Annotated in this window: 23 protein-coding genes, 1 tRNA gene and 1 pseudogene; 13 read left to right on the top strand and 12 right to left on the bottom strand. The window is 68.9% G+C overall.

The features are described from left to right. The first annotated feature begins 11 nt into the window (after positions 1 to 11). From AB0B64_RS31440 to AB0B64_RS31475, 8 genes are all read left to right on the top strand, one after another. A complete protein-coding gene (locus AB0B64_RS31440; protein WP_357939849.1) occupies positions 12 to 689 on the top strand; it encodes a response regulator transcription factor in 678 nt (225 codons plus the stop codon). After that, a complete protein-coding gene (locus tag AB0B64_RS31445; RefSeq protein WP_358181285.1) occupies positions 686 to 1,987 on the top strand; it encodes a HAMP domain-containing sensor histidine kinase in 1,302 nt (433 codons plus the stop codon). The genes AB0B64_RS31440 and AB0B64_RS31445 overlap by 4 nt, the downstream gene beginning before the upstream one ends. 41 nt (positions 1,988 to 2,028) lie before the next feature. Further along, the gene (locus AB0B64_RS31450) at positions 2,029 to 3,027 is read left to right on the top strand and encodes a lytic polysaccharide monooxygenase (protein WP_358181513.1); all 999 of its coding nucleotides are present in this window, start codon (positions 2,029 to 2,031) and stop codon (positions 3,025 to 3,027) included. A gap of 176 nt (positions 3,028 to 3,203) precedes the next feature. Beyond that, positions 3,204 to 4,706 carry a M28 family metallopeptidase gene (locus tag AB0B64_RS31455; RefSeq protein WP_358181282.1) on the top strand — a complete coding sequence of 501 codons (1,503 nt, stop codon included), beginning with the start codon at positions 3,204 to 3,206 and terminating at the stop codon, positions 4,704 to 4,706. A gap of 305 nt (positions 4,707 to 5,011) precedes the next feature. Continuing rightward, on the top strand, positions 5,012 to 5,959 hold the full coding sequence (locus tag AB0B64_RS31460) for a hypothetical protein (RefSeq protein WP_358181279.1): 948 nt from the start codon (positions 5,012 to 5,014) through the stop codon (positions 5,957 to 5,959). Between the two features lie 173 nt (positions 5,960 to 6,132). Next, entirely contained in the window at positions 6,133 to 7,929 is a 1,797-nt protein-coding gene (gene nhaA, locus AB0B64_RS31465; protein ID WP_358181276.1) for a Na+/H+ antiporter NhaA, read from the top strand. 66 nt (positions 7,930 to 7,995) lie between these two features. Next, a complete protein-coding gene (locus AB0B64_RS31470) occupies positions 7,996 to 8,505 on the top strand; it encodes a hypothetical protein (RefSeq protein WP_358181273.1) in 510 nt (169 codons plus the stop codon). A 70-nt stretch (positions 8,506 to 8,575) separates the two neighbouring features. Then, positions 8,576 to 9,352 (top strand): hypothetical protein, encoded by a 777-nt coding sequence (locus AB0B64_RS31475; protein ID WP_358181270.1) that lies wholly within the window; start codon positions 8,576 to 8,578, stop codon positions 9,350 to 9,352. Here the strand turns inward: AB0B64_RS31475 and AB0B64_RS31480 are convergent. Further along, entirely contained in the window at positions 9,339 to 9,791 is a 453-nt protein-coding gene (locus AB0B64_RS31480) for a hypothetical protein (RefSeq protein WP_358181267.1), read from the bottom strand. The two genes, AB0B64_RS31475 and AB0B64_RS31480, sit on opposite strands and share 14 nt — an antisense overlap. A 44-nt stretch (positions 9,792 to 9,835) precedes the next feature. Between AB0B64_RS31480 and AB0B64_RS31485 the strand changes: the two genes are divergently transcribed. Both AB0B64_RS31485 and AB0B64_RS31490 read left to right on the top strand, forming a co-directional pair. Next, complete coding sequence (locus AB0B64_RS31485) at positions 9,836 to 10,810, top strand: YafY family protein (protein WP_358181264.1); 975 nt, start codon at positions 9,836 to 9,838, stop codon at positions 10,808 to 10,810. Positions 10,811 to 10,891: 81 nt separating this feature from the next. After that, positions 10,892 to 11,068 carry a hypothetical protein gene (locus tag AB0B64_RS31490; RefSeq protein WP_358181261.1) on the top strand — a complete coding sequence of 59 codons (177 nt, stop codon included), beginning with the start codon at positions 10,892 to 10,894 and terminating at the stop codon, positions 11,066 to 11,068. Here AB0B64_RS31490 and AB0B64_RS31495 read toward each other — a convergent pair. From AB0B64_RS31495 to AB0B64_RS31520, 6 genes and pseudogenes are all read right to left on the bottom strand, one after another. Beyond that, positions 11,023 to 11,958, bottom strand: a complete 936-nt coding sequence (locus tag AB0B64_RS31495; protein ID WP_358181258.1) for a GNAT family N-acetyltransferase — start codon at positions 11,956 to 11,958, stop codon at positions 11,023 to 11,025. The genes AB0B64_RS31490 and AB0B64_RS31495 overlap by 46 nt on opposite strands. A 145-nt stretch (positions 11,959 to 12,103) precedes the next feature. Then, on the bottom strand, positions 12,104 to 12,643 hold the full coding sequence (locus AB0B64_RS31500; RefSeq protein WP_357939827.1) for a dihydrofolate reductase family protein: 540 nt from the start codon (positions 12,641 to 12,643) through the stop codon (positions 12,104 to 12,106). 146 nt (positions 12,644 to 12,789) lie between these two features. Continuing rightward, a pseudogene (locus AB0B64_RS31505) lies at positions 12,790 to 13,019 on the bottom strand (sigma factor); the annotation flags it as partial. Positions 13,020 to 13,241: 222 nt separating this feature from the next. Then, positions 13,242 to 16,226 (bottom strand): DUF4082 domain-containing protein, encoded by a 2,985-nt coding sequence (locus AB0B64_RS31510; RefSeq protein WP_358181255.1) that lies wholly within the window; start codon positions 16,224 to 16,226, stop codon positions 13,242 to 13,244. 711 nt (positions 16,227 to 16,937) lie between these two features. Then, complete coding sequence (locus tag AB0B64_RS31515; protein WP_357939823.1) at positions 16,938 to 17,525, bottom strand: TetR/AcrR family transcriptional regulator; 588 nt, start codon at positions 17,523 to 17,525, stop codon at positions 16,938 to 16,940. A 1-nt stretch (position 17,526) separates the two neighbouring features. Further along, positions 17,527 to 17,913, bottom strand: coding sequence for a hypothetical protein (locus tag AB0B64_RS31520; protein ID WP_357939821.1), 387 nt, complete (start codon positions 17,911 to 17,913; stop codon positions 17,527 to 17,529). A gap of 96 nt (positions 17,914 to 18,009) precedes the next feature. Between AB0B64_RS31520 and AB0B64_RS31525 the strand changes: the two genes are divergently transcribed. Beyond that, positions 18,010 to 19,539, top strand: coding sequence for a carboxylesterase/lipase family protein (locus AB0B64_RS31525; RefSeq protein WP_358181252.1), 1,530 nt, complete (start codon positions 18,010 to 18,012; stop codon positions 19,537 to 19,539). A 198-nt stretch (positions 19,540 to 19,737) separates the two neighbouring features. After that, on the top strand, positions 19,738 to 20,592 hold the full coding sequence (locus tag AB0B64_RS31530; protein ID WP_358181249.1) for a helix-turn-helix domain-containing protein: 855 nt from the start codon (positions 19,738 to 19,740) through the stop codon (positions 20,590 to 20,592). A 713-nt stretch (positions 20,593 to 21,305) separates the two neighbouring features. Here the strand turns inward: AB0B64_RS31530 and AB0B64_RS31535 are convergent. Next, the gene (locus tag AB0B64_RS31535; protein ID WP_357939815.1) at positions 21,306 to 21,560 is read right to left on the bottom strand and encodes a hypothetical protein; all 255 of its coding nucleotides are present in this window, start codon (positions 21,558 to 21,560) and stop codon (positions 21,306 to 21,308) included. 471 nt (positions 21,561 to 22,031) lie between these two features. Between AB0B64_RS31535 and AB0B64_RS31540 the strand changes: the two genes are divergently transcribed. Beyond that, positions 22,032 to 22,295, top strand: a complete 264-nt coding sequence (locus AB0B64_RS31540; RefSeq protein ID WP_357939813.1) for a hypothetical protein — start codon at positions 22,032 to 22,034, stop codon at positions 22,293 to 22,295. A gap of 894 nt (positions 22,296 to 23,189) precedes the next feature. Here the strand turns inward: AB0B64_RS31540 and AB0B64_RS31545 are convergent. The 4 genes from AB0B64_RS31545 to rsfS form a co-directional block, all read right to left on the bottom strand. After that, a tRNA-Ala gene (locus AB0B64_RS31545) sits at positions 23,190 to 23,262 on the bottom strand. 65 nt (positions 23,263 to 23,327) lie between these two features. Continuing rightward, positions 23,328 to 24,248 carry a TetR/AcrR family transcriptional regulator C-terminal domain-containing protein gene (locus tag AB0B64_RS31550; RefSeq protein ID WP_357939811.1) on the bottom strand — a complete coding sequence of 307 codons (921 nt, stop codon included), beginning with the start codon at positions 24,246 to 24,248 and terminating at the stop codon, positions 23,328 to 23,330. A 188-nt stretch (positions 24,249 to 24,436) separates the two neighbouring features. Continuing rightward, positions 24,437 to 25,060, bottom strand: a complete 624-nt coding sequence (locus AB0B64_RS31555; protein WP_357939809.1) for a histidine phosphatase family protein — start codon at positions 25,058 to 25,060, stop codon at positions 24,437 to 24,439. Next, positions 25,057 to 25,452 carry a ribosome silencing factor gene (rsfS, locus tag AB0B64_RS31560; protein ID WP_357648089.1) on the bottom strand — a complete coding sequence of 132 codons (396 nt, stop codon included), beginning with the start codon at positions 25,450 to 25,452 and terminating at the stop codon, positions 25,057 to 25,059. The genes AB0B64_RS31555 and rsfS overlap by 4 nt, the downstream gene beginning before the upstream one ends. Positions 25,453 to 25,509 lie beyond the last annotated feature (57 nt).

Here is a 25,509-nt window from a genome sequence, read left to right on the forward strand (position 1 = left end):
GGTTGGTGCGCATGGCGACGGTTCTTGTAGTCGAAGACGATGAATTCGTCCGATCGGCGATCATCCGCGAGCTGGCCGGCCGGCAGCACGCGGTGCGCAGCGCGGGCTGCGCCCTGGACGCGCTCCGGGAGATCTCGCAGAACCCGCCGGACGCCGTCATCCTCGACCTCGGCCTGCCCGACCTCGACGGCTCGGAGGCGCTGAAGATGGTGCGCGGCATCTCCGACGTACCGGTCATCGTGGCCACGGCCCGCGACGACGAGGCCGAGATCGTCAGGCTGCTGGAGGCGGGAGCCGACGACTACCTGGTCAAGCCGTTCTCCGGCGACCACCTGGGTGCCCGGCTGGACGCCGTACTGCGCCGGGCCAGGTCCGCGCCGCCGCCACAGGTGCTGCGCGTCGGCGGGCTGGTGGTCGACGTCAACCGGCGGACGGCCGCGCTGGACGGCGGGCCGCTCACGCTGACCAGGCGCGAGTTCGACCTGCTCGCCTACCTCGCCACGCGGGCCGACCGGGTCGTCACCCGCAAGGAGTTGCTGACCGAGGTCTGGCACCAGGCGTACGGGGACGACCAGACCATCGACGTGCACCTGTCCTGGTTACGCCGCAAGCTCGGCGAAAGCGCCTCGAACCCCCGCTACCTGCATACCGTCCGGGGTGTCGGCTTCATGCTGTCAGCGCCCCGATGAGACGCGCGCTGGCCGTGCTGATGGTCGCCGTCACCTCGATGGTGGCGCTGGCCTTCCTGGTACCGCTCGCCCTGATCGTCAAGGAGACGGCGCAGAGCAGGGCGGTCTCCGGTGCCGAACGCCAGGCGTCGGCGCTGGTCCCGGTGCTGGCCCTGACCACCAAGACAGACGACCTCGCGCACGCGATGGCGCGTACCGAGGCGGGCCGGCGCGGCCTGCTGGCCATCCACGTCAACGGCGGCCCGACCACGGGCACGTCCCGCGCCCCGGCCGCCGAGGTGGCGCGGGCGGCGGCCCAGACCAGGGCCGACTCCGTCGAGCTGCCTGCGGGCCAGGCGCTGCTCCGGCCGGTCGCGCTGGACGGTGACCGGGGCGCGGTGATCGAGGTCTTCGTGCCCGCCGACGACCTGAACCGGGGAGTCGGCACGTCGTGGGCGGTGCTGACGGGTGTGGCCGTGGTGCTCGTGCTCGGCTCGGTGCTCGTCGGCGACCGGCTGGGCGCGCGCGTGGTCCGCTCGGCCCGCCGGCTCGGTTCTGCGGCCACCGCGCTGGGCGCGGGCGATCTGAGCGAGCGCATCTACCCCGAGGGGCCGCCGGAGCTGGTCGCGGCGGCCACGGCGTTCAACGCGATGGCCAACCGGGTCACCCACCTGCTCGCCGCCGAACGCGAGCTGGCCGCCGACCTGTCACACCGCCTGCGTACGCCGCTCACGGCGCTCCGGCTCAGCCTCGACCAGCTCGGCACGCAGGCCGAGCCGAGCAGGCAGGCGCTGGCCCGGCTGGAGAGCGAGGTGGACACGATCATCTCCGCGGCCAGGCGGCCGTCACGCGCCGACCGGGTCTGCGACGCGGCGGAGGTGCTGCGCGACCGGCTGACGTTCTGGTCGGCGCTGGCGGAGGACCAGCAGCGGCCGTGGCAGCTCATCGGCGCGACGCTGCCGGTACGCGTGCCGGTGCCCGCGACCGAGCTGACCGCGGCGGTCGACGCGCTGCTGGGCAACGTGTTCCGGCACACGGCCGAGGGCACCGCGTTCAGCGTGTCCTTGCACGAGGGCAAGGACACGGTCGGCATCCTGATCTCCGACGCCGGTCCCGGCATCGCGGACCCGGAGGCGGCGCTGGAGCGGGGCACCAGCGGCGCCGGCTCGACCGGGCTCGGCCTGGACATCGCCCGCCGCCTGGCGGAGTCGTCCGGCGGGTCACTCCGGCTGGACCGCTCGTCGCTGGGCGGGGCGCAGGTCCAGGTCTGGATCCGCCGCACTGAAAAGGCACCTAAGTCAACCTTAAGAGCGGTTTAAAGAGCATTTTTCGCCCCTTTTCATGCTTCAACGTGATCTACATGCAGATCAAGCGCAAGGCGCTCGCCGCCGCCACCCTCACCGTTCCCACGCTGCTCGTCCTGACCGTCGCGCCCGGTGTCGCCAACGCCCACGGCACCATGAACAACCCGCCCAGCCGGACCCTGGTCTGCTACAACGAGAACCCGGAGAGCCCCAAGTCCGCCGCCTGCAAGAAGGCCGTGGAACTCGGCGGCACCCAGCCGCTCTACGACTGGAACGAGGTCAACCTGGCGAACGCCGCGGGCAGGCACCGCGAGCTCATCCCGGACGGCAAGCTGTGCAGCGCGGGCCGCGACAAGTACCGCGGCTTCGACCAGGCACGCGCCGACTGGCCCGCCACCAGCATGTCGAGCGGCGCCTCGTTCACCTTCCGCTACCGGTCGACCGCTCCGCACAAGGGCTCCTTCGAGCTGTACGTCACCAAGGACGGCTATGACCCGTCGAAGCCGCTCAAGTGGTCGGACCTGGAGTCGAAGCCGTTCCTCACCCAGCGCGATCCCGCGCTGACGGACGGCGCCTACAACCTCCAGGGCAAGCTGCCCGCCAAGCAGGGCCGCCACCTGATCTACTCCATCTGGCAGCGCAGCGACAGCCCCGAGGCGTTCTACTCCTGCTCGGACGTGACCTTCGGCGGCGGCACGACCACCCCGACCACCGCCCCCACCTCTGCCCCGACCAGCAAGCCCACCACGCAGCCGACCAGCGCTCCGCCGGCCCAGCAGCCCGGCGGCATCGCCCTGTCGGCGATCAACGCGGGTGCCGGGGTCAGCCCCGCCTCGGTCAGGGTGGGCGGGCAGGTGACGGTCACGGCGGTGTGCGGTGGGTCCAAGGTACGCGGCGTGGCCTCCGGCGCCTTCAGCCCGCGCCAGGCGTTCGCTCCGGCGTCGGCCGCCGCCTGGACGCCGTCGTTCAGGGCCGCCCGAACAGGTACGTACCCGGTGATCGTCTACTGCCGGAACGGCGGCCAGGCCCGCACGGTCGTTTCCGTACGGGCCTGACACTCGCCCTCTGGCCGTCCCCATGTGAACTTCTGTGACAAATGGGTCTTCTCAGGATCAAGTCCGCTAGTTACGTTCAGGCAGCGCGGCTGTTTACGGGCTGTCCGCGCCTGCCAAACATCCCAGAACGGGATCTAGCGACCTGACCTCTGTCCACCCCCCACGGAGGACCCCCGATGAAGCTCCTCGCGGCATTAGGCACTCTCGCGCTGGCCTTACCCCTGGCGCTCAGCGCGCCCACACCAGCGGCCGTCGCGGCGGCACCACCGAACATCTCCCTCACCAACGTCAAGGCCCACCTGACGCAGCTGCAGACGATCGCCACCAACAACGGCGGCACCCGCGCGCACGGCCGGCCCGGCTACCTGGCCTCGGCCAACTACGTGAAGGGCCAGCTCGACGCCGCCGGATACACCACGACGCTGCAGTCGTTCACCTACAACGGCGCCACCGGCTACAACGTGATCGCCGACTGGCCGGGCGGCGACCCCAACGACATCCTCATGATCGGCTCCCACCTCGACAGCGTCACCGCCGGACCCGGCATCAACGACAACGGCTCGGGCTCGGCGTCGATCCTGGAGGTCGCGCTGGAGGTCTCGCGCCAGGCGCTGCAGCCCACGAAGCACCTGCGCTTCGCCTGGTGGGGCGCCGAGGAGCTGGGGCTGCGCGGCTCGCAGTTCTACGTGAACAACCTGCCGGCCGCCGAACGTACCAAGATCAAGGCGTACCTGAACTTCGACATGGTCGGCTCCCCCAACCCCGGCTACTTCCTCTACGACGGCGACAACTCCGACGGCACCGGCTCCGGGCCGGGCCCGGCCGGATCGGCGCAGCTGGAACAGACCCTGGCGGCGTACTTCTCCTCCATCGGCGTCCCGACCCGCGGCACCGACTTCGACGGCCGCTCCGACTACGGCCCGTTCATCGCCGTCGGCATCGCGGCGGGCGGCACGTTCACCGGCGCCGAGGGGATCAAGTCGAGCGCGCAGGCGCAGCTCTGGGGCGGTACGGCGGGCCAGGCGTTCGACTCCTGCTACCACCGGTCCTGCGACACGACCGCCAACATCAACGACACCGCGCTCGACCGCAACGCCGACGCCATCGCCTACTCCGTCTGGACGATCGCCACCGCCACACCGCCCGTGACCGTCTGGTCGGACACGTTCGAGACCGCCAACGGCTGGGTCACCAACGCCGGTGGCACCGACACCGCGACCACCGGCCAGTGGGAGCGCGGCGACCCGGAGGCGACGACCTCCAGCGGCACCAAGCAGCTCGGCACCACGGTGAGCGGCACGAACGACCTGGTCACCGGCAGACTGGCCGGGGCCAGTGCGGGCGAGAACGATCTGGACGGCGGCACCACCTCGATCCAGTCACCGGCGATCACCCTGCCGACCGGCGGGACGCTCAAGCTGTCGCTCTCGTGGTATCTCGCGCACGGCAGCAACGCCTCCAGCGCCGACTTCTTCCGCGTCAGGGTGGTGGGGAACACTTCCAGCACGGTGTTCCAGCAGCTGGGGGCCGCGAGCAACCGCGACGCCGCCTGGAGTACGGCCACCGCCGACGTCTCCGCCTTCGCCGGGCAGAGCGTCCGCATCGTGATCGAGGCCGCCGACGCGTCAGGGGCCAGCCTGGTCGAGGCGGGCGTGGACGACGTCAAGATCACCCGGTAGGGAAATGACCCAATGAGCCCGGGCCGCGCGGGGCCTGGGCTCATTGCTGTCCGGAAGCCTGAAGGGTGGAGGCCGTACCGTCGAGCAGCCGCAGCGCCGTCTCGATCATCGTTTCGCGACTCAATCGGGGCCGCGTGGCCCTGTTCATCAATTATTAGCTTAGTTGCGCCAAACGGGCCGTCACCTGCGGTTCTCCGTTTCCAGTGGTACGCGATGGCACTACGGGGCACATGTGACTGCCGTCCGGCTTACTTCCGGTTTAGACCCGCCGGGATTGAATCGGAGCAACTCAGCTGGAGGACATAGTGACGCCAACGCGTTCTGACCACCCAAACGAGGACCTGTCGATCGGACCGGACGCGCCGCGCAGGCGCGTCCCACGGCCGCTGATCGTTGCCGCGACCATCGCCATGGTGGCGACGAGCGGGATCGGAGTGGCCGCCGCGGCGTCGGGAACGCCGACGGAGACGCCGACTCCCACGCCGACAATCAGCGAGACACCTACCGAGACCCCGACCGAGACACCCACAGAAACCCCCACAGCGACCGAGTTGCCGCCCATCAGCCCTTGGGGCTTCGTCGGTGCGATGCACGGCGAGTTCGCGGTGGCGACCAAGGACGGTTGCGGCGTCGTCACGCTGCTCGCCCAGACCGGGCAGGCGACCGCCGTCGCCGAGGACTCCATCACCGTGAAGAGCCAGGACGGCTTCGAGAAGGTGTACGCGATCAGCGAGTCCACCCGCACGATCGCGGGACGCCGTGGGACCAGCAAGGTCAAGGAGGGCGACTGGGTATCGGTGACCGCCACCGCCAATGAGGACACGGGCACAACGCCGCCCCCAGAAACACCCACAGAGACACCGACCGAAACACCGACCGAAACCCCAACAGAGACACCGGCCCAAACGCCCACCGAAACGCCCGCCGAGACGCCGACCGTGACGCCCACAGTCACGGCGACATTGGCGCCCACCGAGACGACCGCACCAACAGCGACCGCGACAGCGACAGCCGCTTACGTCTTCGACCTGTCGAGGCCCACCAAGAACTTCTGGCGCGGCCACGGCTGGTGGCAGTCGAAGCAGTCGTGGATGAACCCGCCGACCTGGCGTACCCCGACCGCCTGCCCCACACCCACCGAAACCGTGACCCCACCCGAGACCCCCACAGACACCCCGACCATCGACCCGACCCCGACAACCTCCGAGACCCCGACCCCGACCCCGACCCCCACGCCCACCCCGAACTCGTGAGCATCCGGTAGCGGCGCGGCTCCTGTCCCGAGCAGCCCCCTCACCACCCCGGAAGTGCTCCGACCAGCCGCTCCACCCCTGAAGCGCGGTGGGGCGGCCCATGCGAGGCGGACCTCGCCGCCCATCTTCGGTCTCACCCGCGCGCCGCCTATCATCGGACGCCGGGGGTCTACATGTTGCGGGCGTTCTTCAAGACCGAGACCGGCAGCACCAGCGTGCTGCTGGCGGCCACCCTGCTTGCCCTGCTGTGGGCCAACTCCCCCTGGGGCGGCACGTACGAATCCTTCTGGCACACCAACATGGGCCTGTCGTTCGGCAGCGCCACGTTCGAGCTCGACCTGCGCCACTGGGTCAACGACGGCCTCATGACCATCTTCTTCTTCGTCATCGGCCTGGAGATCTCCTACGAGGCGCGGCTCGGCCAGTTGCGGGATCGGCGGCTGATCGCGGTGCCCGCGCTCGCGGCGCTGGGCGGGATGATGGTGCCCGCCGGTGTCTATCTCGCGCTGAACGCGGGTGGGCCCGCGGCCGGTGGGTGGGGGGTGCCGATCGCCACCGACACCGCGTTCGTGCTCGGCATGCTCGCCATCGTGGGAGCGCGGTGCCCGGAGCCGTTGCGGGTGTTCCTGCTGACGCTGGCGATCGTCGACGACGTGCTGGCGATCATCATCATCGCGCTCTTCTACACCGAGAGCCTGGACGTCATCGCCCTGGTGGTCGCGGCGGCGCTGCTGGCGGCGATCGTGACGCTGCGGTGGCTGAGGATCTGGCGGGCGCCCGCGTACATCGTGCTCGGGTTCGCGCTGTGGGTGGCCACGCTGGAGAGCGGCGTGCATCCGACGCTGATCGGCATCGCGCTGGGCATCCTGGTGTTCGTGTACGCGCCCAGCGACCGCAAGCTGCTCCGCGCCGACGAGGCCGTACACGAGTTCACCAGCGACCCGAGCCCCGAGGCGGCCAGGGTGGCGGCGCGCACGCTGCGGCGGGCCGTGTCCGTCAACGAGCGGCTGCAACTCCTGCTGCACCCCTGGAGCAGCTATGTGATCGTGCCGATCTTCGCGCTGGCCAACGCGGGTGTCCGGCTCGACGCCGAGACGCTGCGCACGGCCTTGACCTCGCCCATCACGATCGGAGTGGCGGCCGGGCTGCTGCTGGGGAAATTCGTCGGCATCTCGCTGGGCACCTGGCTGCCGCTGAAGTCCGGCTGGGGGATCCTGCCCGGCAACCTGGTCTGGGGACAGTTGCTGGGCGGGGCGGCGGTGTCCGGCATCGGGTTCACGGTGGCGCTGTTCATCGTGGACCTGGCCTTCGACGACCCGGCGGTGCAGAGCCAGGCGAAGATCGGCATCCTGGCCGGGTCGCTGCTGGCGGCGCTGATGGGCGGGGCGATCTTCCGGATGGCCTGGGACCGCGGCGGGGTGTGCGCGCCTCCCGACGCCGAGCCGGAGGAGGAGCTACCCGAGTTGCTGACCGAGCCCGTGGGACCCGACGACCACGTACGGGGGCCGGCGGACGCGCGGGTAACGATCGTGGAGTACGGCGACTTCGAGTGCCCCTACTGCGGAGCTCTCCATCCGGTCCTGAGCGAGCTGCTGCGGAAGTCCGCCGACGTGCGCCTGGTGTTCAGGCACTTCCCGCTGCGGACCATACATCCTCGGGCCTTTCCCGCCGCGGTGGTCGCCGAGGCCGCGGCGATGGAGGGCCGGTTCTGGGAGATGCACGACACCCTCTTCGACAACCAGCGCTTCCTGACCGACACCGACCTGGCCCGCTACGCCGCCGAACTGGACGTCGAGCCGTGGCCCGACGTGCCCGCGCAGGCCGCGCGGGTCGACCGGGACGAGGAGTCGGGCCGCGCGAGCGGCGTCCGCGGGACGCCCACGCTGTTCCTGAACGGCGTCCGCTACCAGGGCGACCTGGATCTCCGTTCGATCACCCGGGCGGTGGAAAGCGCGCGTCAATCCCCGTAAGGTCGCGTCTCGACAAGAGAACGTGCGAAATGCGTACTGCGCGCCTGAGCCGAAAGATTGGGACATATGCTTTCCCAAGTTCTGTACACCATCCTCGCGCTGCTGATGAGCGGCCTGCTGATCGTGGGCGTCGTGCTGACAGCCAAGGCGAAGGCGGAGCACGGCCGGGCGGCCACCTTGGGGATGTTCGGCTGCTTCGTGCTCCTGTTCGGCGAGCTCTACAGCATCGTGCGCATTTTCACGTTGGACAGCCTGGCTCGCGCGATCGGCTCCGACTCGTTCCCCATAGTGCTGTTCGTGATAGACGCGATCGGCACGCTCATCACCGCCGTCGGTGTGGGATTGCTGATCTGGGCCGTGGTCGCCCGCCGCACCCCGGCCCAGCCGCAGCAGACGCCGGGCTGGCAGCAACCCCAGCAGCCACAGGGCTGGCAGCAGCCTCAGCAGTCGGAGTGGCAGCGGCAGTCCCAGTCGCCGCCCGAGTGGCAGCCGCAGTCCCCGCCGCAGCCGCCCTCGGCCCCGCAGCCCGGCTGGCAGAACCCCGAGCGGCCCGGCTGGCAGAACCCGCAAGGCTAACCAGCCGCCCGATCGCCTAGGAATGTGACAATGTCTGGATAAAGCTCTCTGCGCCGCGTCCGAGGGGATCATGACTCCAGAGCAGCCGGATCAGCCCGGCCCCGACCCCAACCGGACCATCAGGCACCGCTGGCCGCAACCCGAGCCACCCCGCCAGGAACCCGGCCAGAGCCCTTACACGCAGCGCCTGCCCTACACCCCCGACATGCTCCCCGACGTCCCCCAGTACGAGGCCAAGCCGCCGAAGTCGGGCTGGTGGTGGGTGATCGTGGTCGGCGGGGTGGCGGTCCTGGTGGTCGCCGTGGCCGTGGTCGCCCTCCTGTGGGCCCGGAGCACCGTCGAGCCGCCCGTCAAACCGGGCTCGCAGTCGTCCGTCAAATCGGGCCCCGCACGGATCACCGACACCAAGGCCCAGGTGTCCTACCTCATCCCGGAGGGCTGGACGAAGGCCGACCGGCCGTCCTACACCTCGGGCATCGCCGCGGGCGGCGCGGTCGTGGTCGCCTTCCCGCAGCAGCAGGGCGGCATCGGCGGCGCCGCCACGTCCGAGCAGTTACAGGCCAGGGCCGACGCCGTGGCGCTGGACACGGCCCGGCGGTTCCTGCCCGACCTGGGCAGCCGGGACGGCCTGCGCACCCAGGCGCTGGAGGTCGGCGGCCAGCCGGCGGCCACGGCGTCGTTCCGGGTGGTGTTCAAGAGCGCCACCAAGGATCCGGCTTATGTCCGCATCGTGGCGGTGCACACCGCCGATGGCGGCCTCTCCTACGTGTACGGCAGCACGGTGCCTGACGGCGACGCCGCCCGCCGGGCCCTCGACGGGGTGCTCGACAGCGTCACGCCCGCGTGAAGTCCATGGTCCAGTTGGTCTCCCAGGTCTGCCCGCCGTCCGCCGAGAAGGCCTGCTCCCACCGGCAGGAGTCCGGGCCGCGCACGGTCCAGATGAACCGGCAGCGCACCGGCGCGCCGTCGTACCGCTCCTCGCCGTAGAACTCGCCCCGGTCACCGTCGAAGGCGCCGACCATGGGCGTCGTGTCGAGCGTTCCCCGGGAGGTGCTGGCCCAGTAGATCGACCACTGCTGTGTCGCGGGGTTGAAGATCCGGATGGTCAGCCCGGAGAATCCCCTGGCCGGACACTTGATCTCGTCGAAGCTCGCCGCGCCGTCGAAGTGGCGGCTGGCCACACTGATGCCGGGGAACTCATCCCACTCGTCACTACCTGTCAGCGGCTTGACGAGCCTGCGGTTGATGACGTTCCAGGAGCCGGAGAGGAAGTCGAAGTCGTTCATGCGGACGAACGTAGAGCAGGGTCACTGACAGGTAGTGTCAGTGAATGCGCGCCTCCCGGCTGGTCTCTCTCCTCCTGCTGCTGCAGACGCGCGGCCGCATGACCGCCCAGGAGCTGGCCGAGCGGCTCGAGGTCTCCGTACGGACGATCTACCGCGACGTCGAGTCGCTGCACACCGCGGGCATCCCGCTGTACGGCGACGCCGGGCCGAAAGGCGGCTACCAACTCCTCGACGGCTACCGCACCCGGCTCACCGGGCTGACCACGGACGAGGCGGAGTCGTTGTTCCTCGCCGGGCTGCCGGGTCCCGCGGCCGAGCTGGGATTGGCCGCCGTGGTGACGGCCGCGCAGCTCAAGCTGATGGCCGCGCTGCCCGTCGAGCTGCGCGACCGGGCCGGGCGGATCCAGGAGCGCTTCCACCTGGACGCCCCGACCTGGTACCGCGACGCGCAGCCGGTGACGCACCTGCCGGCCGTGGCCGACGCTGTGTGGAACGAGCGCGTCCTGGAGGTCAGATACCGCCGCTGGCAGGCGCCCCAGGAGGTCGAGCGGCGGCTGGAGCCGTACGGGCTGGTGGTCAAGGCCGGGCGCTGGTATCTGGTGGCGCGGGCCGGTGAGCAGGTGCGTACCTACCGGGTGTCACAGATCCTCGGCCTGCACGCGCTGCCCGAGCGCTTCACCCGGCCCGACGACTTCGACCTGACCGTCTACTGGCAGGCGTACCTGGCCGAGTTCGAGGCCCGGCTGCGGTGGGGCGAGGCGGTGATCCGGCTGTCGCCGCAGGGGATGCGGCTGCTGGCCAACCTCATGACGCCCGGGGTCTCGGCGGCGGCGAAGGAGAGCGCGCAGCCGCCGGACGGCGAGGGCTGGACTCAGGTGACGGTCCCGATCGAGTCGATCGAGCACGCGGCGGGTGAGTTCCTGCGGCTCGGCACGGACGTCGAGGTTCTCGCTCCCACCGAGCTCCGCGACCGCGTCGCCACCACGGCCGCGGAGCTGACCCGCCGCTACCACGGGTGAGCCGACCCGCGTGAGCCGACCTGACGGGAGCTCACCGCGTGAGCGCCGTCTCCTCGGCCTGCCGCTCGGGGATGGACAGGCGTGGGTGGCCGCGCTCCCGAGCGTGAGGTGCAGCAGCGTCGCGCGGTCGCCGCGCAGGACGTGCTGGGCGAGCCCGGCGCCCGCGGTCAGATCCAGGTCGCCCGCGTGGGCCCCGATGGCGAGCACATGGGTCACGCCGACCGCCTCATCACGTGGAAGCGCCTGGTCACCTCGTAGCCTGCTCTGCTGTAGAGGTGACCGGCCGGGCTCGCCTCGCCCGTCCACAGGAACCACGAGGAGTGCAGGGCTTCGGCCCGCATCATGGTCATGGTCAGGTGGAGGAGGATCTTGCCGAGCCCGGTGCCCCGCTCGCCTGGATCGACCCCGAACGGCCCGAACCTCTCAGGGATCCCCCGGTAAGCCCCGTATAACGCGAACCCGACTATTTCCGCGTTTTTCGCGATGATCATGCGTTTGGTGTCGCGGTGCTGCCTGATCGCCTCGCCCCAGTCCGGGTTGAAGACGTCGGCCGCGAACCGGATGAGCTCCGGTAACTCCCCTTCACGCGGGCTGCGGAACTCGTACCCCTCGCCCTCCCGCTTGGCCCGCAGCGCGCGCACCTCGTCGGGCGTCACGTAGCCGACCAGCGTGCGGTCCATCGCGACCGGCGAGTAGAGCGTCTCGAACCCCAGCCGTTCCAGCAGCCGGTACCCGTCGGGGTAGAGCGCGGCATCGGCGCCCGGCAGCACGTAGTTGGGCGTGTAGGAGGAGAAGTCGATCCTGGTCCTGCCCCGGGCTTCGAGGAAGGCGACCGCCTCGCCGAGCAACCGCCGCCCGAGCCCGGCCCCCCGGTGCTCGGGCGCCACGAAGAAGAACGGGATCCAGCCCGTCTCCGGCTCCAGGTCGGTGCCCGGGGCGAGCGGGATCAGCCGGCGCACGGCGTACGCGCAGCCGGCCACCCGCCCGTCGATCACGGCGACCCGCAGCCCCTCGGGGTCGAAGTTGGGGTCGAGCAGCACGCAGTCACGGAACCAGCCGGAGGTCGTGGGGTCGCCTGGCATGCTCTGATTCCAGGCGTCTATGAGGGAGACCTCGTCCCCCGAGGCGAACGCGCGGACAGTGACCATGGGGGTCCTTTCACCCTGGGCTCTGCCTTCCCACCCTCCCCAGTGATGAAGAGCCAGGTCAAGAGGTATCAGGAAAGAATTTTCCCCGACAACGTAGCCCTGGAAACTTTCTTTCGCCTCCGGTAAGTATGGAACGTTGCCCCTGTCAGAGCACGCGGAACCAGAGGTTCGTCGCCTGCGGCGCGCTGGTCAGGCTCAGGCGTTCGAGCTTGACGTCGGCCCCGCCCGGCCGGTCGAACAGCCGGACCCCGTCGCCGAGCAGGACGGGCGCGATGAACACGAGGATCTCGTCGAGCACATCGGCCTCGAGGCACTGCCGGGCGGTGTCGGCGCCGAGGACGTTGACGTACTTGTCGCCCGCGGCGGCCTTGGCGGCGGCGACGGCGCCGTCCAGGTCCCCGACGAAGGTGACACCCGGCACCGGCGTGTCCGGCGCGTGGTGGGTGAGCACGAACTGCGGTCCGGCCCATCCCCCGCCGAACGGCTTACCCTCCTTGTCGGTGCCCCTGTGCGGATCGTCGCCGCGGAAGGTGCGGTTGCCGACGAGCAGGGCGCCGATCTTGCCGATGACGTCGTCCACCAGCGGATTGGGCCCGATGTGCTCGGTCAGCCAGGACATGTCACCGCCTGCCCCCGCGATGAACCCGTCCAGCGACATGGTGCACGAATACAGCAGCTTGCTCACGGCGTACCTCCATCAAAGCGGTTGACCCTTGATGAGACGGAGGTTCGGCCGAGAACTCATCGGTGCGCCGCCAGCGCCGCCACGACCGCGTCGCGTCCCTGGAACCACATGGGGTACGGCGGCATCGCCGTCCGCACATCCTCGGCCAGCAGCGCCGCGACCTGCCTGGCCGGCCAGCCGAGCACGTCACGCAAGATCAGCACCGCGCGCTGCCTGGGCGGAAGGTGCTGGATCGCGGCCAGGAACGCCAATTCGTCGCGATCCGGTACAGCCAGGCGCGGAACGTCGAGCGCCCCTCGAACCCACGAAGGCTCTTCCAGGCCCGCAGGAACGTCTCCTGCACCAGATCCTCCGCCTCGTCGAACGAGCCCAGCATCCGGTAACAGTGCACCCGCAACTCCGCCCGATGACGCTCCACCAGCACCGCGAACGCCGCCTCGTCACCCGCCCGCGCGGCAGCCACCACCACATCATCGCGATCCGCGTCCACCGGCCGCCCCATCCGCGCGTACTCGACTCCCGGAAGGAACGCTACGACAGGCCGGACGGGACCGGCTCGTCCCACCGGCCCGCGTCCGCCTGCGCTTTACCCCGCCGGCTACCCCGTGCCGGCGGTGAACACCACGTCTACCCAGTAGTTGCTGGCCTGGTAGCTCTTCGTCGGGAAGCCGTTCGTCGCGCCGTACCGATAGACGCCGTTACCTCCTCCCGCCCCGCTCGCCAGCGCGAGGAGCGGATCGTTGTTGTACTGGGTGGCGAAATACTGCCGGTCCACCGCGTAGTTCCCCGAGGTCGTGAAGTACGAGACCACGTAGGTGGTGTTGGCGGCGATCGTGACAGGCGTGGCGAAGTTCATCCGCTGCCAGCCACTCGCCGTCTCATTGGTGAACGTCCCGGACGCCAGCAGCGCCCCGGCGCTGGTCCACAAGTACCCGGTATGGGTCCCAGTGTTCTGCGCCCCCTTGTAGAACCGGACCCCCAGGATTCTCCCGCTCGTCGTCGCCCTGAACTTCACGCCCAGCGCGACGGCCACCGGATCGTCCGCCGACGTCGTCGCCGGAACCGACGAGTCAGGCCACAGGCTGTTCGTTGGGGTCGGCGTCGGAGTCGGAGTGGGCGTCGGAGTGGGCGTGGGCGTCGGTGTTGGCGTGGGGCCGGAGGTGTTGAGGACGACGTCCACCCAGTAGTTGGTCGCCATGTACGTTTTGTTGGGGAAGATGCTGCTCCCCGCGTAGGTGTACACGCCGTTGCCGCCGCTGCTCGCGCTGTCCGGGGCGGTGAGAGGACCCCGCACGACCGCGTTCGAGAAGTACGAGACGTCCCTGGCGTATCCGCCGTTGGGCGCGAAGTACGAGGCCACATAGGTGGTGTTGGCGCTCACCGGGACCGGGGTCGAGAAGTTCACCTGCTGCCAGCCGGTCGCCGTCTCACCGGTGAACGTCGCCCTCCCCAGCAACTGGCCGCCGCTGGTCCACAGGCTCCCGACGTGGGTGCCGGTGTTGCCCGCGCCCTTGTAGAACCTGACCGCCGAGACGGTGCCCGCCGTCGAGGTCTGGAACTTCACCCCGACTTCGACCGGGCTCGTGTCATCGGCCGCGGGCACGGAGGGCACCGTGGACGACGTCCAGAGGCTGCAGGGGCAGTCCGTGGTCGAGTTGACCGTCCTCGTGGTGACGGGCGACTGGATGTTGCCGCTGTCGTCGACCGCCCTCACCATGATCGTCTTGGCACCGGTGCCTTGGATCGTCCATGCGTACTGCCAGGTGGTTCGGCCCGTCGCCTGGCGCCAGGTGGCGCCGCCGTCGACCGACACCTCCACGGCGCCCACCACGCCTCCGCCGGTGTCGGCCGCCGTTCCCAGGACCTGGATGGTTCCTGGGGTTACGTTCTCGCCGGCGGCCGGAGCCGTGATCGCCGAGGTCGGACGGGTGGTGTCGGTCGACGCCGTCGCCGCCACCAGCCCCGGTTGGAGACTGGCCGGCTGGGCTTTCATGTCGGCCAGGATGTTGACCGTCGCCTGTTGCATCCGGACATCTGTGGGAGTGCCCGCCCGGTCATGGACGCTGTCCAGGCCCCACGCCCACTGGACCGTGCCGGCGCCGAAGACCAGCGCGCCACTCGGCGCCTTGGAGAACGTCAGATTGTGCGTCGCGGTCCCGGCACCGTAGGTGCTACCGAAGTCGAGCAGGTATTTGTTGGACGAGAACAGCGTCGTCTGGGCGAGCCGCACCGTCCCCGGCGGCTCGAAGTCGTTGTCCGGGGCCTCATCCCATTCGAACCCGAGCGTTCCCGCCGGGAACGTCGCCGTCTGCCCTGGTTGCAGGCTTGCCACGGACGTGTTGCGCCAGAACCGCAGCGGCCCGTACTCCGCCGGAACGGTCATCGCGTCGTTGACCATACCGTTGATCCTGAAGAAGGTTCCGCTCACGCGGTTCTCCGGCCTGCCTCCGTCCGACGGCGGCGAGAAACGCGGGTCGCGCCACGTCCCGGTCCATTCCGGGCTGGGGTCGATCTTGGCGTTGGCGTGTGTCTCCTTGTAGCAGACGATCGTCCGGAAGGGCGTCATCGCACCGGTGATGCTCGGTTCCCATCTGGTCTTCCAGAAGATCTCGTTGCCGGAGAAGAAGGCCACGTTCACGCCGCTGTCGCGGGCGGTCTCCACGGTGTTGCGCATCTGGTTCGACCAGTACTCGTCATGCCCGACGGAGAGGAACGCCTTGTGCTCCAGCAATTCCTGACCGCGGGTGGCGCTGTCCACGCCGCTGAAATAGCTCACGTCATATCCGTTGGCCTCAAGCCATCGGACCATGGGGTATTCGGCGTTGAAGAAGAAGGTCTCCGGGGCGTCCATGGAGAAGGGGTCGCGCGTCTTGAACGGGCGGTTGTAACTCACCTTGTAGGCGCGGCCGACAGGATTGCCGAAGTAGAGGCTGTTCCCGCCGTACCTGTTGTACGCCTGCCAGGTCGTGTCGGAGGTCTGCACGAGAATGTCCGAGCCCCTGGTGTCGTCCCGGACGACGAAAATGATGTGGCTGGCACCGGTCGTTCCGTCCTCCCGGACCAGCTTCGCGATATAGACCCCCGAGACGGCGTCGCTGGGCACCGCCCATGAGGCCGACACCGCCCAGTTCCCGCAGTCGATGAGCCCGGTCGACGTGTCCTCCGCGCATGCGGGTTGCGACTGGGGCAGGGGGGCGGACGGCTGGACCGTCGTTATCTTTCGCGCTCCCATTCCGCCGTAATAGCCGATGCGGTAGATGTCGAGGCGGTAGTCGGTCGCCACGGTGTCGACCTTGAACAGCACGGTCTCCCCGTGATTGACGCTCATCTGCGTCGCATAGCCCTGGATGGTGCCGCTGCCCGCCCCCGAGATGTCCCATTCGCTGGCGGGGTTGCCGGGCTTGTTGTTCTCTATGCAGATGACGGAGGTCGGCGGGCAGACAGCGGGCCTCCGAGCGCCGACCGGCACTCCCGAGCGGGTTTCCCGCGCCTGCCGACGGGTGCCTTCCGCGACACGGGCCGCGAAGTCCGACGCGCTCCGCGCCGGTTCCGCACGGCCCGTACCCGCCGATACCGCACTCACAGAAGCTGTACTCGCAAAAGCTGTACCCGTACGGACCATGCGCGCCTCCGCGCCGGATCCTCCCCCAGCCCCGCAGACCAAGCCGGCCGCCATGGCGACGACCAGCCCGACGCAGGGCAGCCGACGCCTCCTCATGGCCTTCTTCTCACGCTCCGACATGTGCCACCCCCGGTCGCAGTACCCCACGCAAAAGAGCCGGGCAGAAGACGGCGACGCAGGCCGTCAAGATCATCGACTCAGTGAGGAATGCTATGGGCCGGACTGGTTACTCCTGGAGCGAGCGGTGATACGACAGCAGCTCTTATGAAATGGGCGTGTCGCCGCTTATAACGAGGAAAATCCCAGTAACCCGCGCCTCCATAGGAACGCGGCCAGGGCCGGGCTCGGCCGAATCAGACCTCGTACCACGCTCTGGCGACGTTGCAGCCGTACGGGTCGCCGGAGACCTCCGACACGAACCTGTCCGGCCCACTGCGCCGGTATATCCATGGTCCCCAGATGGTGGTCGTGCAGGGCCAGTGCCCGGAATTGCATTCGGCCCGCACCCGGAAGTTCCCGAACCCTGAGAGACACGTGGCCGAGGCCGTGTTGTAGGCGACGTCGATATAGGCGGAGCAATCCCAGACCGCGGCCTGTGCGAGTGAGGAACATCGTCGCGCCACGCCCTTTCGCCGCACTGTCGCGAGCAATGGAACGAGGAGAAAAGACCTTTTAGAATCCAGCTCTTGTCGCCCGGCCGAAGATCTCGACGAGTTCGTTCGCGCAGTGGTCCGGGTCAAGGCCGTCGACGATGCGCTCGGCCATCGCGTCGATCGACGCACGCAGGGCCGTACTCATCAGCACACTGTCGAACACCCGGAAAGCCCCCGTACGCTGCCCGTCCGTGAACAGCGCCACCAGCCTGGCGATCGCGGCGTCCCGCTCGTGGTCACCCGCGAACGCCTGGTTGTGCGCGATCTGCTGCACCGCGCGCACGTGTCCAGGATGGGTGGCGATGAAGGCGATGTTGGCCCGGATGAACGCCTCCAACTGCGCACCGGCTCCGGAGGCGGCGTCCAGTGTCGGACGCATGAAGGCGGCCGCGTCGGTGATGACCTGACGCACAACGGCCTCGAAAAGCTGCTCCTTGTTGGAGAAGTGATAGGAGATCAGCCTCTTGCTGCTGAGCCCGGCGTGCTCACAGATGGCCTCGAACGTGGTCTCCGCATAGCCGCGCTCGGCGAGCACGGCGATGGTGGCGGAGGCGATCTGGGCTCTGCGGGCCTCGGTGGCTTCGCGGCGAGTTCCGGAGGTCTGCATATCACCCCAGCTTGCCACGCTTCGGGTACGCCTCACGTACGGCACGACGGTTGACGATGACCGCGACGGCGGCGACCAGGACGCCGACCACTGCCTGCTCCGCCTTCATCCAGTCGGGATAGCCGCTGTCCGGCGCGAGGAGGATGAGCACGATTCCGATGGGCGCGGCGAAGGTGATGAAGCGGATGCGCAGGTAGGCCGATCGCTTGCCTCGTGCGGCCTGCCCCGCCAGAGCCACGAGCCAGACGGAGGCGGCGGCCACGGCGGCGCCGCGCAGCCAGACCACCCAGTTGCCACCGATGACGGCGGCCACCCCGAGCGTCGCGATCGAGATGACCAGCACGGCGACGAAGAGCGACCGGACCAGATTCCACGGTTTCTTATCCATGCGTATAAATTTACACAGGCGGATAATGTTCTGCAAGAGCCCTGGTGGACCACAGAAGGAAACATTCATCCAAGACACCCAGGCCCGGAGCTTGTGATGCTCGACCTCGTGTCCGGAACGTCGATAGGAGAGGTAATAACGAAGACCGTGGACAGCGCGCCAGAGGTTCAGGTGTCGAGTGGCCGGCTGCGGGGCCGCCATGACCAGGGAGTGGCGGCGTTCCTCGGGATCCCGTACGCCGCCCCGCCCTTCGGGCCACGCCGCATGCGACCTCCCGAGCCGCCCGTGCGGTGGGAGGGCGAGCGCGACGCTACCGATTACGGGCCGACCTGCCCGAAAGACAACGACGACCCGGAGGGCGCCGCGCTGTTCCCGGAGGCCGTGATCCCTGGCGAGGACTGCCTCAACCTCAACGTGTGGACCCCCGATCGCCAGGCATCCGGATTGCCGGTACTGGTCTGGATCCACGGCGGCATGTTCACGAAGGGGTCCGGATCCATCGCCGGCTACCGCGGCACCTCCTTCGCCCGCGACGGGGTCGTATGCGTCACGATCAACTACCGGCTCGGTGCCGAGGGCTTTCTCTACCTGGATGACGGCACCGCCAACCTGGGGCTGCTGGACCAGATCGCCGCGCTCGAGTGGGTCCAGGACAACATCGCCGCCTTCGGCGGAGATCCGGGGAGGGTGACCGTCGCCGGCCAGTCCGCCGGGGCCATGAGCATCATCACCCTCATGGCCATGCCCCGTGCCCGAGGCCTGTTCCACCAGGCGATCACCCAGAGCGGGGCGGCCGCCCAGACACTCACGGCCGAGAGCGCCGCAGGCGTCGCCTCAAGGCTGGCTGAGTCGCTCGGGGTTGCCCCGACCCGCGAGGCCTTCAGCGAGGTGCCAGTCGAACGGCTCACGCGGGCGGCGTCCGCCCTCGTCAAGGAGGTCCAGAGCGTCGCGGATCCGACCAAGTGGGGCAGCCTCCCCTTCGCCCCGGTCATCGACAGCGACGCCCTCGCCGACCATCCGCTCGACGCGCTGAGAAGGGGCGCCGGCAGCGGCGTGCGGCTCCTGGCCGGGTGGAACCGCGACGACACCCGGATCGGCCTCGTCCCCACCGGCATGATCGACCTCGCCGACGAGCGCATCCTCTCCGCGGTCGTGGGCGCCTACGGCGGGCCCGACGGGACGATCGAGCTCTATCGGGCAGCCCGGCCGGGAGCGAGCGACGGGGACCTGCTCGCCGCCGTGACCACCGACTGCTTCATCCGGGTTCCGGTGATCCGGGTCGCCGAGGCACACCTTGAGGCCGGCGAGGCCGACACCTGGATGTACCGCTTCGACCACGAGTCGCCGAGCTTCGCCGGCCGCCTCGGCGCCGCCCACGCGGTGGAGCTCCCGTACGTGTTCGACCTCCTCGACGAGAAGTCCACTCATGCCCTCATCGGCGACGAACCACCACAGGTCATCGCCGATACGACCCACGGCGCCTGGGTCCGCTTCATCGCCGAGAGCGACCCGGGCTGGCCCCGATACAACCTGGCCAACCGGTCCACCGCCCTGATCGACGAGCGGATCACCATCGCCGACGACCCCGACGGCGCCGAACGCGAGGTGTGGACCAACCGGCCCTGACCGGCGGTGCTGAGCGCGGGGTGTGTGGAGCAGCCCGGCGCTGCCCGGGAGTTGCCATTCGGTGTCGACCGTGCGGCTCAGCGGTAGCGATCCGTTTCTCGCCACCATCGGCCTATGGTGCTGAGCCAGGACCCTTGCCGACCCCGGAGGCGCGTTGTGGCATTGCGACACCGCGAAGTGGCTCCTACCATGTCGGCTGTGCGATCAGCCGAGTCGGCTCGCGCCGGTGTGCCTCGATGGGAGATCACGGTTCCATCGCGTCCCGGCCGGCTGCCGGGGGTCACGATGGCCGGGTTCAGCGATCAAGCGAATGAGCTGCGCAACGTCGCGCTGGTCCCGCACCCCACGGTCATGGTGATCTTCGACCTCGGCGACCAGCCATTCGTCATCGAAGACGACTGTGGTTCGCGGCAGCGAGAACGCGTCGTCGCCGGACTCGCCCCCCACAGGGCTCGAGGGCGGGGGTTCGCCAGCAGCTCCGAATGCCTCCAGCTGCGGCTCTCGCCGATGGTCGCACACGCGGTCTTGGGCGCCTCCTCGGAGCTGGGCGGGACGCTGGTCGCTCTCGACGACCTGTGGGGACGAGACGCCGTACGAACCCAAGAGCGATTGCGCGCCGCCGCCTCGTGGGAGGACCGATTCGCGATCGCGGAGGCCGCGCTGGCACGGCGGGCCGACGCGGGCCGAGCCCTCGACCCGGAAGTCACCTTCTCCTGGCGGCAGATGGTGGCCAGCCGAGGGCGGATACGCGTCGAACGACTGGTCACCGAGATCGGCTGGAGCCGCAAACGCCTTTGGTCCCGGTTCCGCGCCCAGGTCGGCCTCACCCCCAAGCGCGTCGCCCAGCTCATCCGCTTCGACCACGCGGCCCACCGCCTGGCCGCCGGCCATAGCGCCGCCTTGGTAGCGGCGGAGAGCGGCTACGCCGACCAGTCCCACCTTCACAGAGACGTCATGGCCTTCGCCGGGATGACGCCGGCAGCGGTCGCGGTCCAGCCGTTTCTCGCGATCGACGATGTCGCGTGGCCTCCCAAGCATGCATCTGTCATGTGACGAGAGCGAGCGTTCCAGAGGGTCCTGTCGCGCTGACCACGAGGAGGGATCATTCGGACTCGACCACTACCGGGTCCGCCGCGCAATCTCCTGATACGACTTCATCATCTTGGTCATGGTCGCCCACGCCCACCCGGCCTTCCTCGCCGCCCAGCAGCCGGCCCCGGTCCAGCACACAGGGCCCTCCGCCGGACAATCACCGCCCCAGCCCGCCGACCCCTACAGTTGGACTTTTCAGAAGATCTGGTCCCGCTCACCGCCTACGAGATCTGTCGTCCCCATGCCCGTCTCTACCAACCCCAGCACCCAGCCTGGCATTGTTTACGCTGGCCACGATGGAGACGCCGCCACCAAGCCCGCGCCCGCCGCTGCCGCTACCAGCGACAACAACACCTCCTCAACGGCTAAGTACGGCTGGAGTACTAAACAGCCGAATACGCCCTGACTCGCCCATCGATTCTCTCAGCAAAGGTGGTCCCGCTCTTCTTCTCGGCGTGTCGCTTTTACCTGCGCGGCGGGATTCATGGCTGGTGCGGGGCCAGGCCGCCACGATAGCCGGGAACGATGGCCGTGTTCTCCACCAGTGCTTTCCACTGGCCATCCGCCTTCAGACGCCATCCCAGGAGGATGCCCGCCTTTGGCGTAACGGTCGGGAAGACGTACGGCTGGCAGGTGGCCCACGAAGGACACAATACTCAGCCTGTCGCTGTTTCCTAGATGGACTTCACCCAGGAACGGGCCACCTTGGGAGGCATCGCCAATTCCTCCTGTACGAGCCGGACCGCCTGCTCTTCGTATCCGCGAACCTTGAGCTGGCGCACACGACCGGTGAGTTCGGTAGCTCTGACGGCGTCCGTGTACTTGAGGACACGGCGCTGCCGAAGTATCCGAACGACCATCACAACCCAGAAGACAAGGAAGCAGGCGAAGAGCCCTAAGAAGCCCAGAGGAATCACGGTGTCAAGCATGAGCTGATCTTAGGTGTCATCTTCAGCTCCAGCGAAGGCCGGCTCGGCGGGATCTCAACTGCCCCATGTTTCGCTAGCCAGCGACCCCAACCTCCATCTCCTATGGGAAACCCTGATCGCATACGCGTAAGAGACTCGGCCAATACTGGCGCGTCCGATACAAGAGAGCCGATGGCAGCTTGGCGCCCGGTCCGTACTGTGACGACGGAAACGCCTTCAAAACTAAGTAGGCCGTCATAGACCACGGCGAAGAAACAGGAAGCGGCCACCACAACTTGGGGCGTGACGGGCGAACCGCCCCGGGCCGAGGAACGGAAGCGGCGAGGCAGCCGATCGCCCCAGCCCTGACCTGTCATTGCTGTGGGCCGCGGCCGCCTTACTCGTGCCCGACCCGGCCGTCACCATAAGCATCGCCAATGTCGTGCTGATGCCGCTCTTGTTCGCCGGCAACATCTTCATCCAACCCGAACCATGCCCGGCCGGCTCCAAGCCTTCATCGAGATCAAGCCGCTCAGCCACGTCGCGATCGCAGCCAACGACACCGGCGGCACCGGCGGTTCTCTCGCCTGGTCGCTCATCGCGACCGCGGCCATCACCGCGCCCCTCGCCCTTCGCCTCTACAGGAAGCGGGATGACGCGCGCGTGATCGCCGACACCAAACCGAAGGACGAAGCGCTAGTACGCACTCTGGGCGCAGACGTGATGCCGCCCTGCGGAGGCGACTTCCCCCGGTAAATCCGAGTTCCCCCGTCACATCCGAGTTCCCCGGCGCATCTGGGCCGAAGTGCAGGCCGGCGTGGACAGGTGTGGTGGATGCTGCTGGAGCGGAAGGCGCTGCCGACCCTGTACGACAGCGGCCAATAGCTCACCGCAGTCTGGAGGCGGGCGGCATCACGCTGGCCTTCTGAGCCGGTCATCCGCAGGCCTGCTGTGCCGGGAGCGCCATGTGACCCACGCCGCCGCGGCACCACAGCCCACGCGAAACCCAGACTCGCACATGTACTGACGCAGGTCATCGCGGACACACCCACCACCCGCAGGTATCTGGTCAGCACCGAAACACTCGTCCACACGGCACTCATCCAGGCGCAGAGCCTACGGGTGACGACAACACCGGACCGCCGAACCGGTCAAATGCGCTCCACGCCCCGCTGGCATCTGCTCGGCACCGAAACACTCGCCCACGCGCCACTCATCCACATGCAGAACCCACAGGCGACAACAACACCGGAGGGTAACTGCGGCCAACCTGCCCACACCGATGGTCCCGAGCAGTCCTCATGCGCCCTACCCGACGACGAGCACACTCCGCCACATGCTCCCAACCGAGGACCCAAATGACCACAAGCAGGCGAAGCGCCAAATAAGAACGCCCGAGCGAAGCGAAGGCCCTACAGGGGTCGGGACCAGGCCCGACTGGAAGAAAACGCCTGAAGCCCCCAAGCGCGAAGCGCCAATGAGGCGAAGCCGATTGGAAAACCAAAAAAGAAACAGCCCGGAGCGAAGCGAAGGCCGATTGGCCCGACGCTGGGGGTCCGGGGGTTATCCCCCGGGGTAAACAATGAGGAGGCCGGGGGGAGCGAAGCCCCCGTAGGGGGCGAGCGACCATACCAACCCCGCCGACGAACGTGGAGCTATGGGGATTCGAACCCCAGACCCCCTCCATGCCATGGAGGTGCGCTACCAGCTGCGCTATAGCCCCTGGTCACCGTGACGAGCTGGCTCGTGACGGCGCTCCGAGAGCATATAGCCATCGCGGGGATTCGCCTAATCGCGCCGTCCATGCGCCGCACTGGCCACCAGTACGGCCAGCCCGTCCAGCTGGCGCCGCAGCCCGAACTCGAAGAGCGAGTCCAGGTCGAGGTCGAGTCCCGGCTGCACGATCACCCTGGCCATGGTCGGAAAGCCGCCGGAGGAGAGCGCCTCGGCCAGCTGCCCCTCCCTGACCGCCGCAAGCCCCTCATGGTCGGCCTCCGGGGCCGCCGCGACCCCTCGTACGAACCCGGCCAGCGACACGCTGGCGTGCAGCATGGCGTTGGGGGTGAGGCCGAGGCCGTCGAGGGCGCGCAGGATCCATTCGGTGTGCGCCATCGCGTTGCGGACGAACTCTGGCCTGGTGAGCGGGATGGCCTGGGACAGCCAGGGATGGCGGCGGTGGAGGCGCCATTGAAGCCTCAGCGACACCTCCAGCTGGGCGCGCCAACCGGGCGGCGGCTGTGCGGGCAGCGGAATCTCGCCGTAGGCGGCGTCCGCCATCAGGTGTACGAGCTCGTCCTTGCTCTGTACGTGCCGATGAAGCGACAGGACCGAAGCACCGAGCTCGGTGGCGAGCCGGTCCATGGAGGCGGCGGCAAGCCCTTCACTGTCAGCGATCTTGATGGCCACGCCGAGGACGCGCTGCTCGGTCTGGTCCGCGGGGGCGGACTCCAGCCCCCCACCGCCGTCAGCCGCCTCGGGCAGAGCGTCGACCCGGTAGACCACCACGGTGCCGATCCCGGGCACCGGGCGTACCAGCCCTTCGTCACGAAGCGCGCCGATCACCTTGCTGGCCGTGGCCATCGCCACTCCCCAGTCACGCATGATCTGCCGGGTGGACGGGATCCTGTCCCCTGCCGCCAGCTCCCCTGCGGCGATCCGCCGCCGCAGCTCGCCGACGATCCGGAGGTAAGGCACCTCACCTCGGTCCACCGCGAAGTCTCCTCATCGCCCTAGCGCACTAAGACGAAATAACACCACATCCCCTCCGCCACCCGCACTAGAGCTACAAATCCGCTATCGCCGGAAGAATCCGCCCACGCAGCAGCCCCGGCTCACGCGACACGACTCGGACTCGACGCGACCCGGGCTCGACGCGGCAGACCGAGGGCCAGGCGGGGCTAGGCGTCCGGACGGTCGTCGCTGTTGACCGGCTCAGGCAGCGTACCCGCGTTGTGCTCGAGCAACCGCCACCCCTTACGCCCCTCCTGCAACACCGACCAGGAGCAGTTGCCGAGCCCGCCCAGCGCCGGCCAGAGCTCCTCAGGCAGCCCCAGCAGCTCACAGATGCCCAGCCGCAGCGCCGCCCCGTGTGAGGCCACGACCAGCAGGCCGTCGTCGTCGAGCCGGTCGGCCCAGCGGCGCATGGCGGCCGCCACCCGGCCGGCCACGTCGGCGACCGGTTCGCCGTCGGGGGCCTCCCAGGCCACGTACTCCTCCGGCCAGCGGGCGGCGATCTCGTCGCGGGTCAGGCCCTCCCACTGACCTCCGCCGCGTTCGCGGAGGTCCTTGTCGACGGAGACCTCGAGGCCGACGATCCGGCCGAGCGCCAGGGCGGTGTCGTTGGCCCGCTGGAGGTCGGAGGAGACGATGACGGTGGGCCGCAGCGAGGCCAGCAGGGACGCCGCCCTCGCCGCCTGGGCGACACCGGTCTCGTCGAGCGGGATGTCGGAGTGGCCTTGGAAGCGACGCTCGACGTTCCACAGCGTCTGGCCATGCCTGAGGCAGACGATCCTCTTGCTCAAGTGCGAGCCCGCTGGATGTTGGCCTGCGCCACGCTCTCCGGGAGCGGGATGGCCGGGCAGTCCTTCCAGAGGCGCTCCAGCGCGTAGAAGGTGCGGTCCTCCTCGTGCTGCACGTGTACGACGATGTCGAGGTAGTCGAGGAGCACCCAACGGCCCTCGCGCTCACCCTCGCGGCGTACCGGCTTGGCGTCGGCCTCGATGCGCAGCCTGTCTTCGATCTCGTCGACGATGGCGCGGACCTGGCGGTCGTTCGTGGCGGAGCAGAGCAGGAACGCGTCGGTGATGACGAGTTGCTCGCTCACGTCGTAGGCGAGAATGTCATCGGCCAGCTTGTCGGCCGCGGCCTCGGCGGCGATCTGGACGAGCTGGACGGCTCTTTCGGATGCGGTCACGATGCGGGTCGGTCCTCCTGTGTCGGCAACATGCCCCTATGTTGAGGGTACCCGTTA

This window comes from Nonomuraea sp. NPDC049129 (assembly GCF_040648495.1).
Classification (GTDB): Bacteria; Actinomycetota; Actinomycetes; order Streptosporangiales; family Streptosporangiaceae; genus Nonomuraea.

Coding starts and splice junctions, on each gene's coding strand:
- AB0B64_RS31515 (WP_357939823.1), bottom strand. CDS start 17,525: ATGCAGACCTCCGGAACTCGCCGCGAAGCCACCGAGGCCCGCAGAGCC.
- AB0B64_RS31455 (WP_358181282.1), top strand. CDS start 3,204: ATGAAGCTCCTCGCGGCATTAGGCACTCTCGCGCTGGCCTTACCCCTG.
- AB0B64_RS31445 (WP_358181285.1), top strand. CDS start 686: ATGAGACGCGCGCTGGCCGTGCTGATGGTCGCCGTCACCTCGATGGTG.
- AB0B64_RS31480 (WP_358181267.1), bottom strand. CDS start 9,791: ATGAACGACTTCGACTTCCTCTCCGGCTCCTGGAACGTCATCAACCGC.
- AB0B64_RS31450 (WP_358181513.1), top strand. CDS start 2,029: ATGCAGATCAAGCGCAAGGCGCTCGCCGCCGCCACCCTCACCGTTCCC.
- AB0B64_RS31520 (WP_357939821.1), bottom strand. CDS start 17,913: ATGGATAAGAAACCGTGGAATCTGGTCCGGTCGCTCTTCGTCGCCGTG.
- AB0B64_RS31495 (WP_358181258.1), bottom strand. CDS start 11,958: ATGGTCACTGTCCGCGCGTTCGCCTCGGGGGACGAGGTCTCCCTCATA.
- AB0B64_RS31525 (WP_358181252.1), top strand. CDS start 18,010: ATGCTCGACCTCGTGTCCGGAACGTCGATAGGAGAGGTAATAACGAAG.
- AB0B64_RS31485 (WP_358181264.1), top strand. CDS start 9,836: ATGCGCGCCTCCCGGCTGGTCTCTCTCCTCCTGCTGCTGCAGACGCGC.
- AB0B64_RS31475 (WP_358181270.1), top strand. CDS start 8,576: ATGACTCCAGAGCAGCCGGATCAGCCCGGCCCCGACCCCAACCGGACC.
- AB0B64_RS31470 (WP_358181273.1), top strand. CDS start 7,996: ATGCTTTCCCAAGTTCTGTACACCATCCTCGCGCTGCTGATGAGCGGC.
- AB0B64_RS31535 (WP_357939815.1), bottom strand. CDS start 21,560: ATGCTTGACACCGTGATTCCTCTGGGCTTCTTAGGGCTCTTCGCCTGC.
- AB0B64_RS31540 (WP_357939813.1), top strand. CDS start 22,032: ATGCCCGGCCGGCTCCAAGCCTTCATCGAGATCAAGCCGCTCAGCCAC.
- nhaA (WP_358181276.1), top strand. CDS start 6,133: ATGTTGCGGGCGTTCTTCAAGACCGAGACCGGCAGCACCAGCGTGCTG.
- AB0B64_RS31440 (WP_357939849.1), top strand. CDS start 12: ATGGCGACGGTTCTTGTAGTCGAAGACGATGAATTCGTCCGATCGGCG.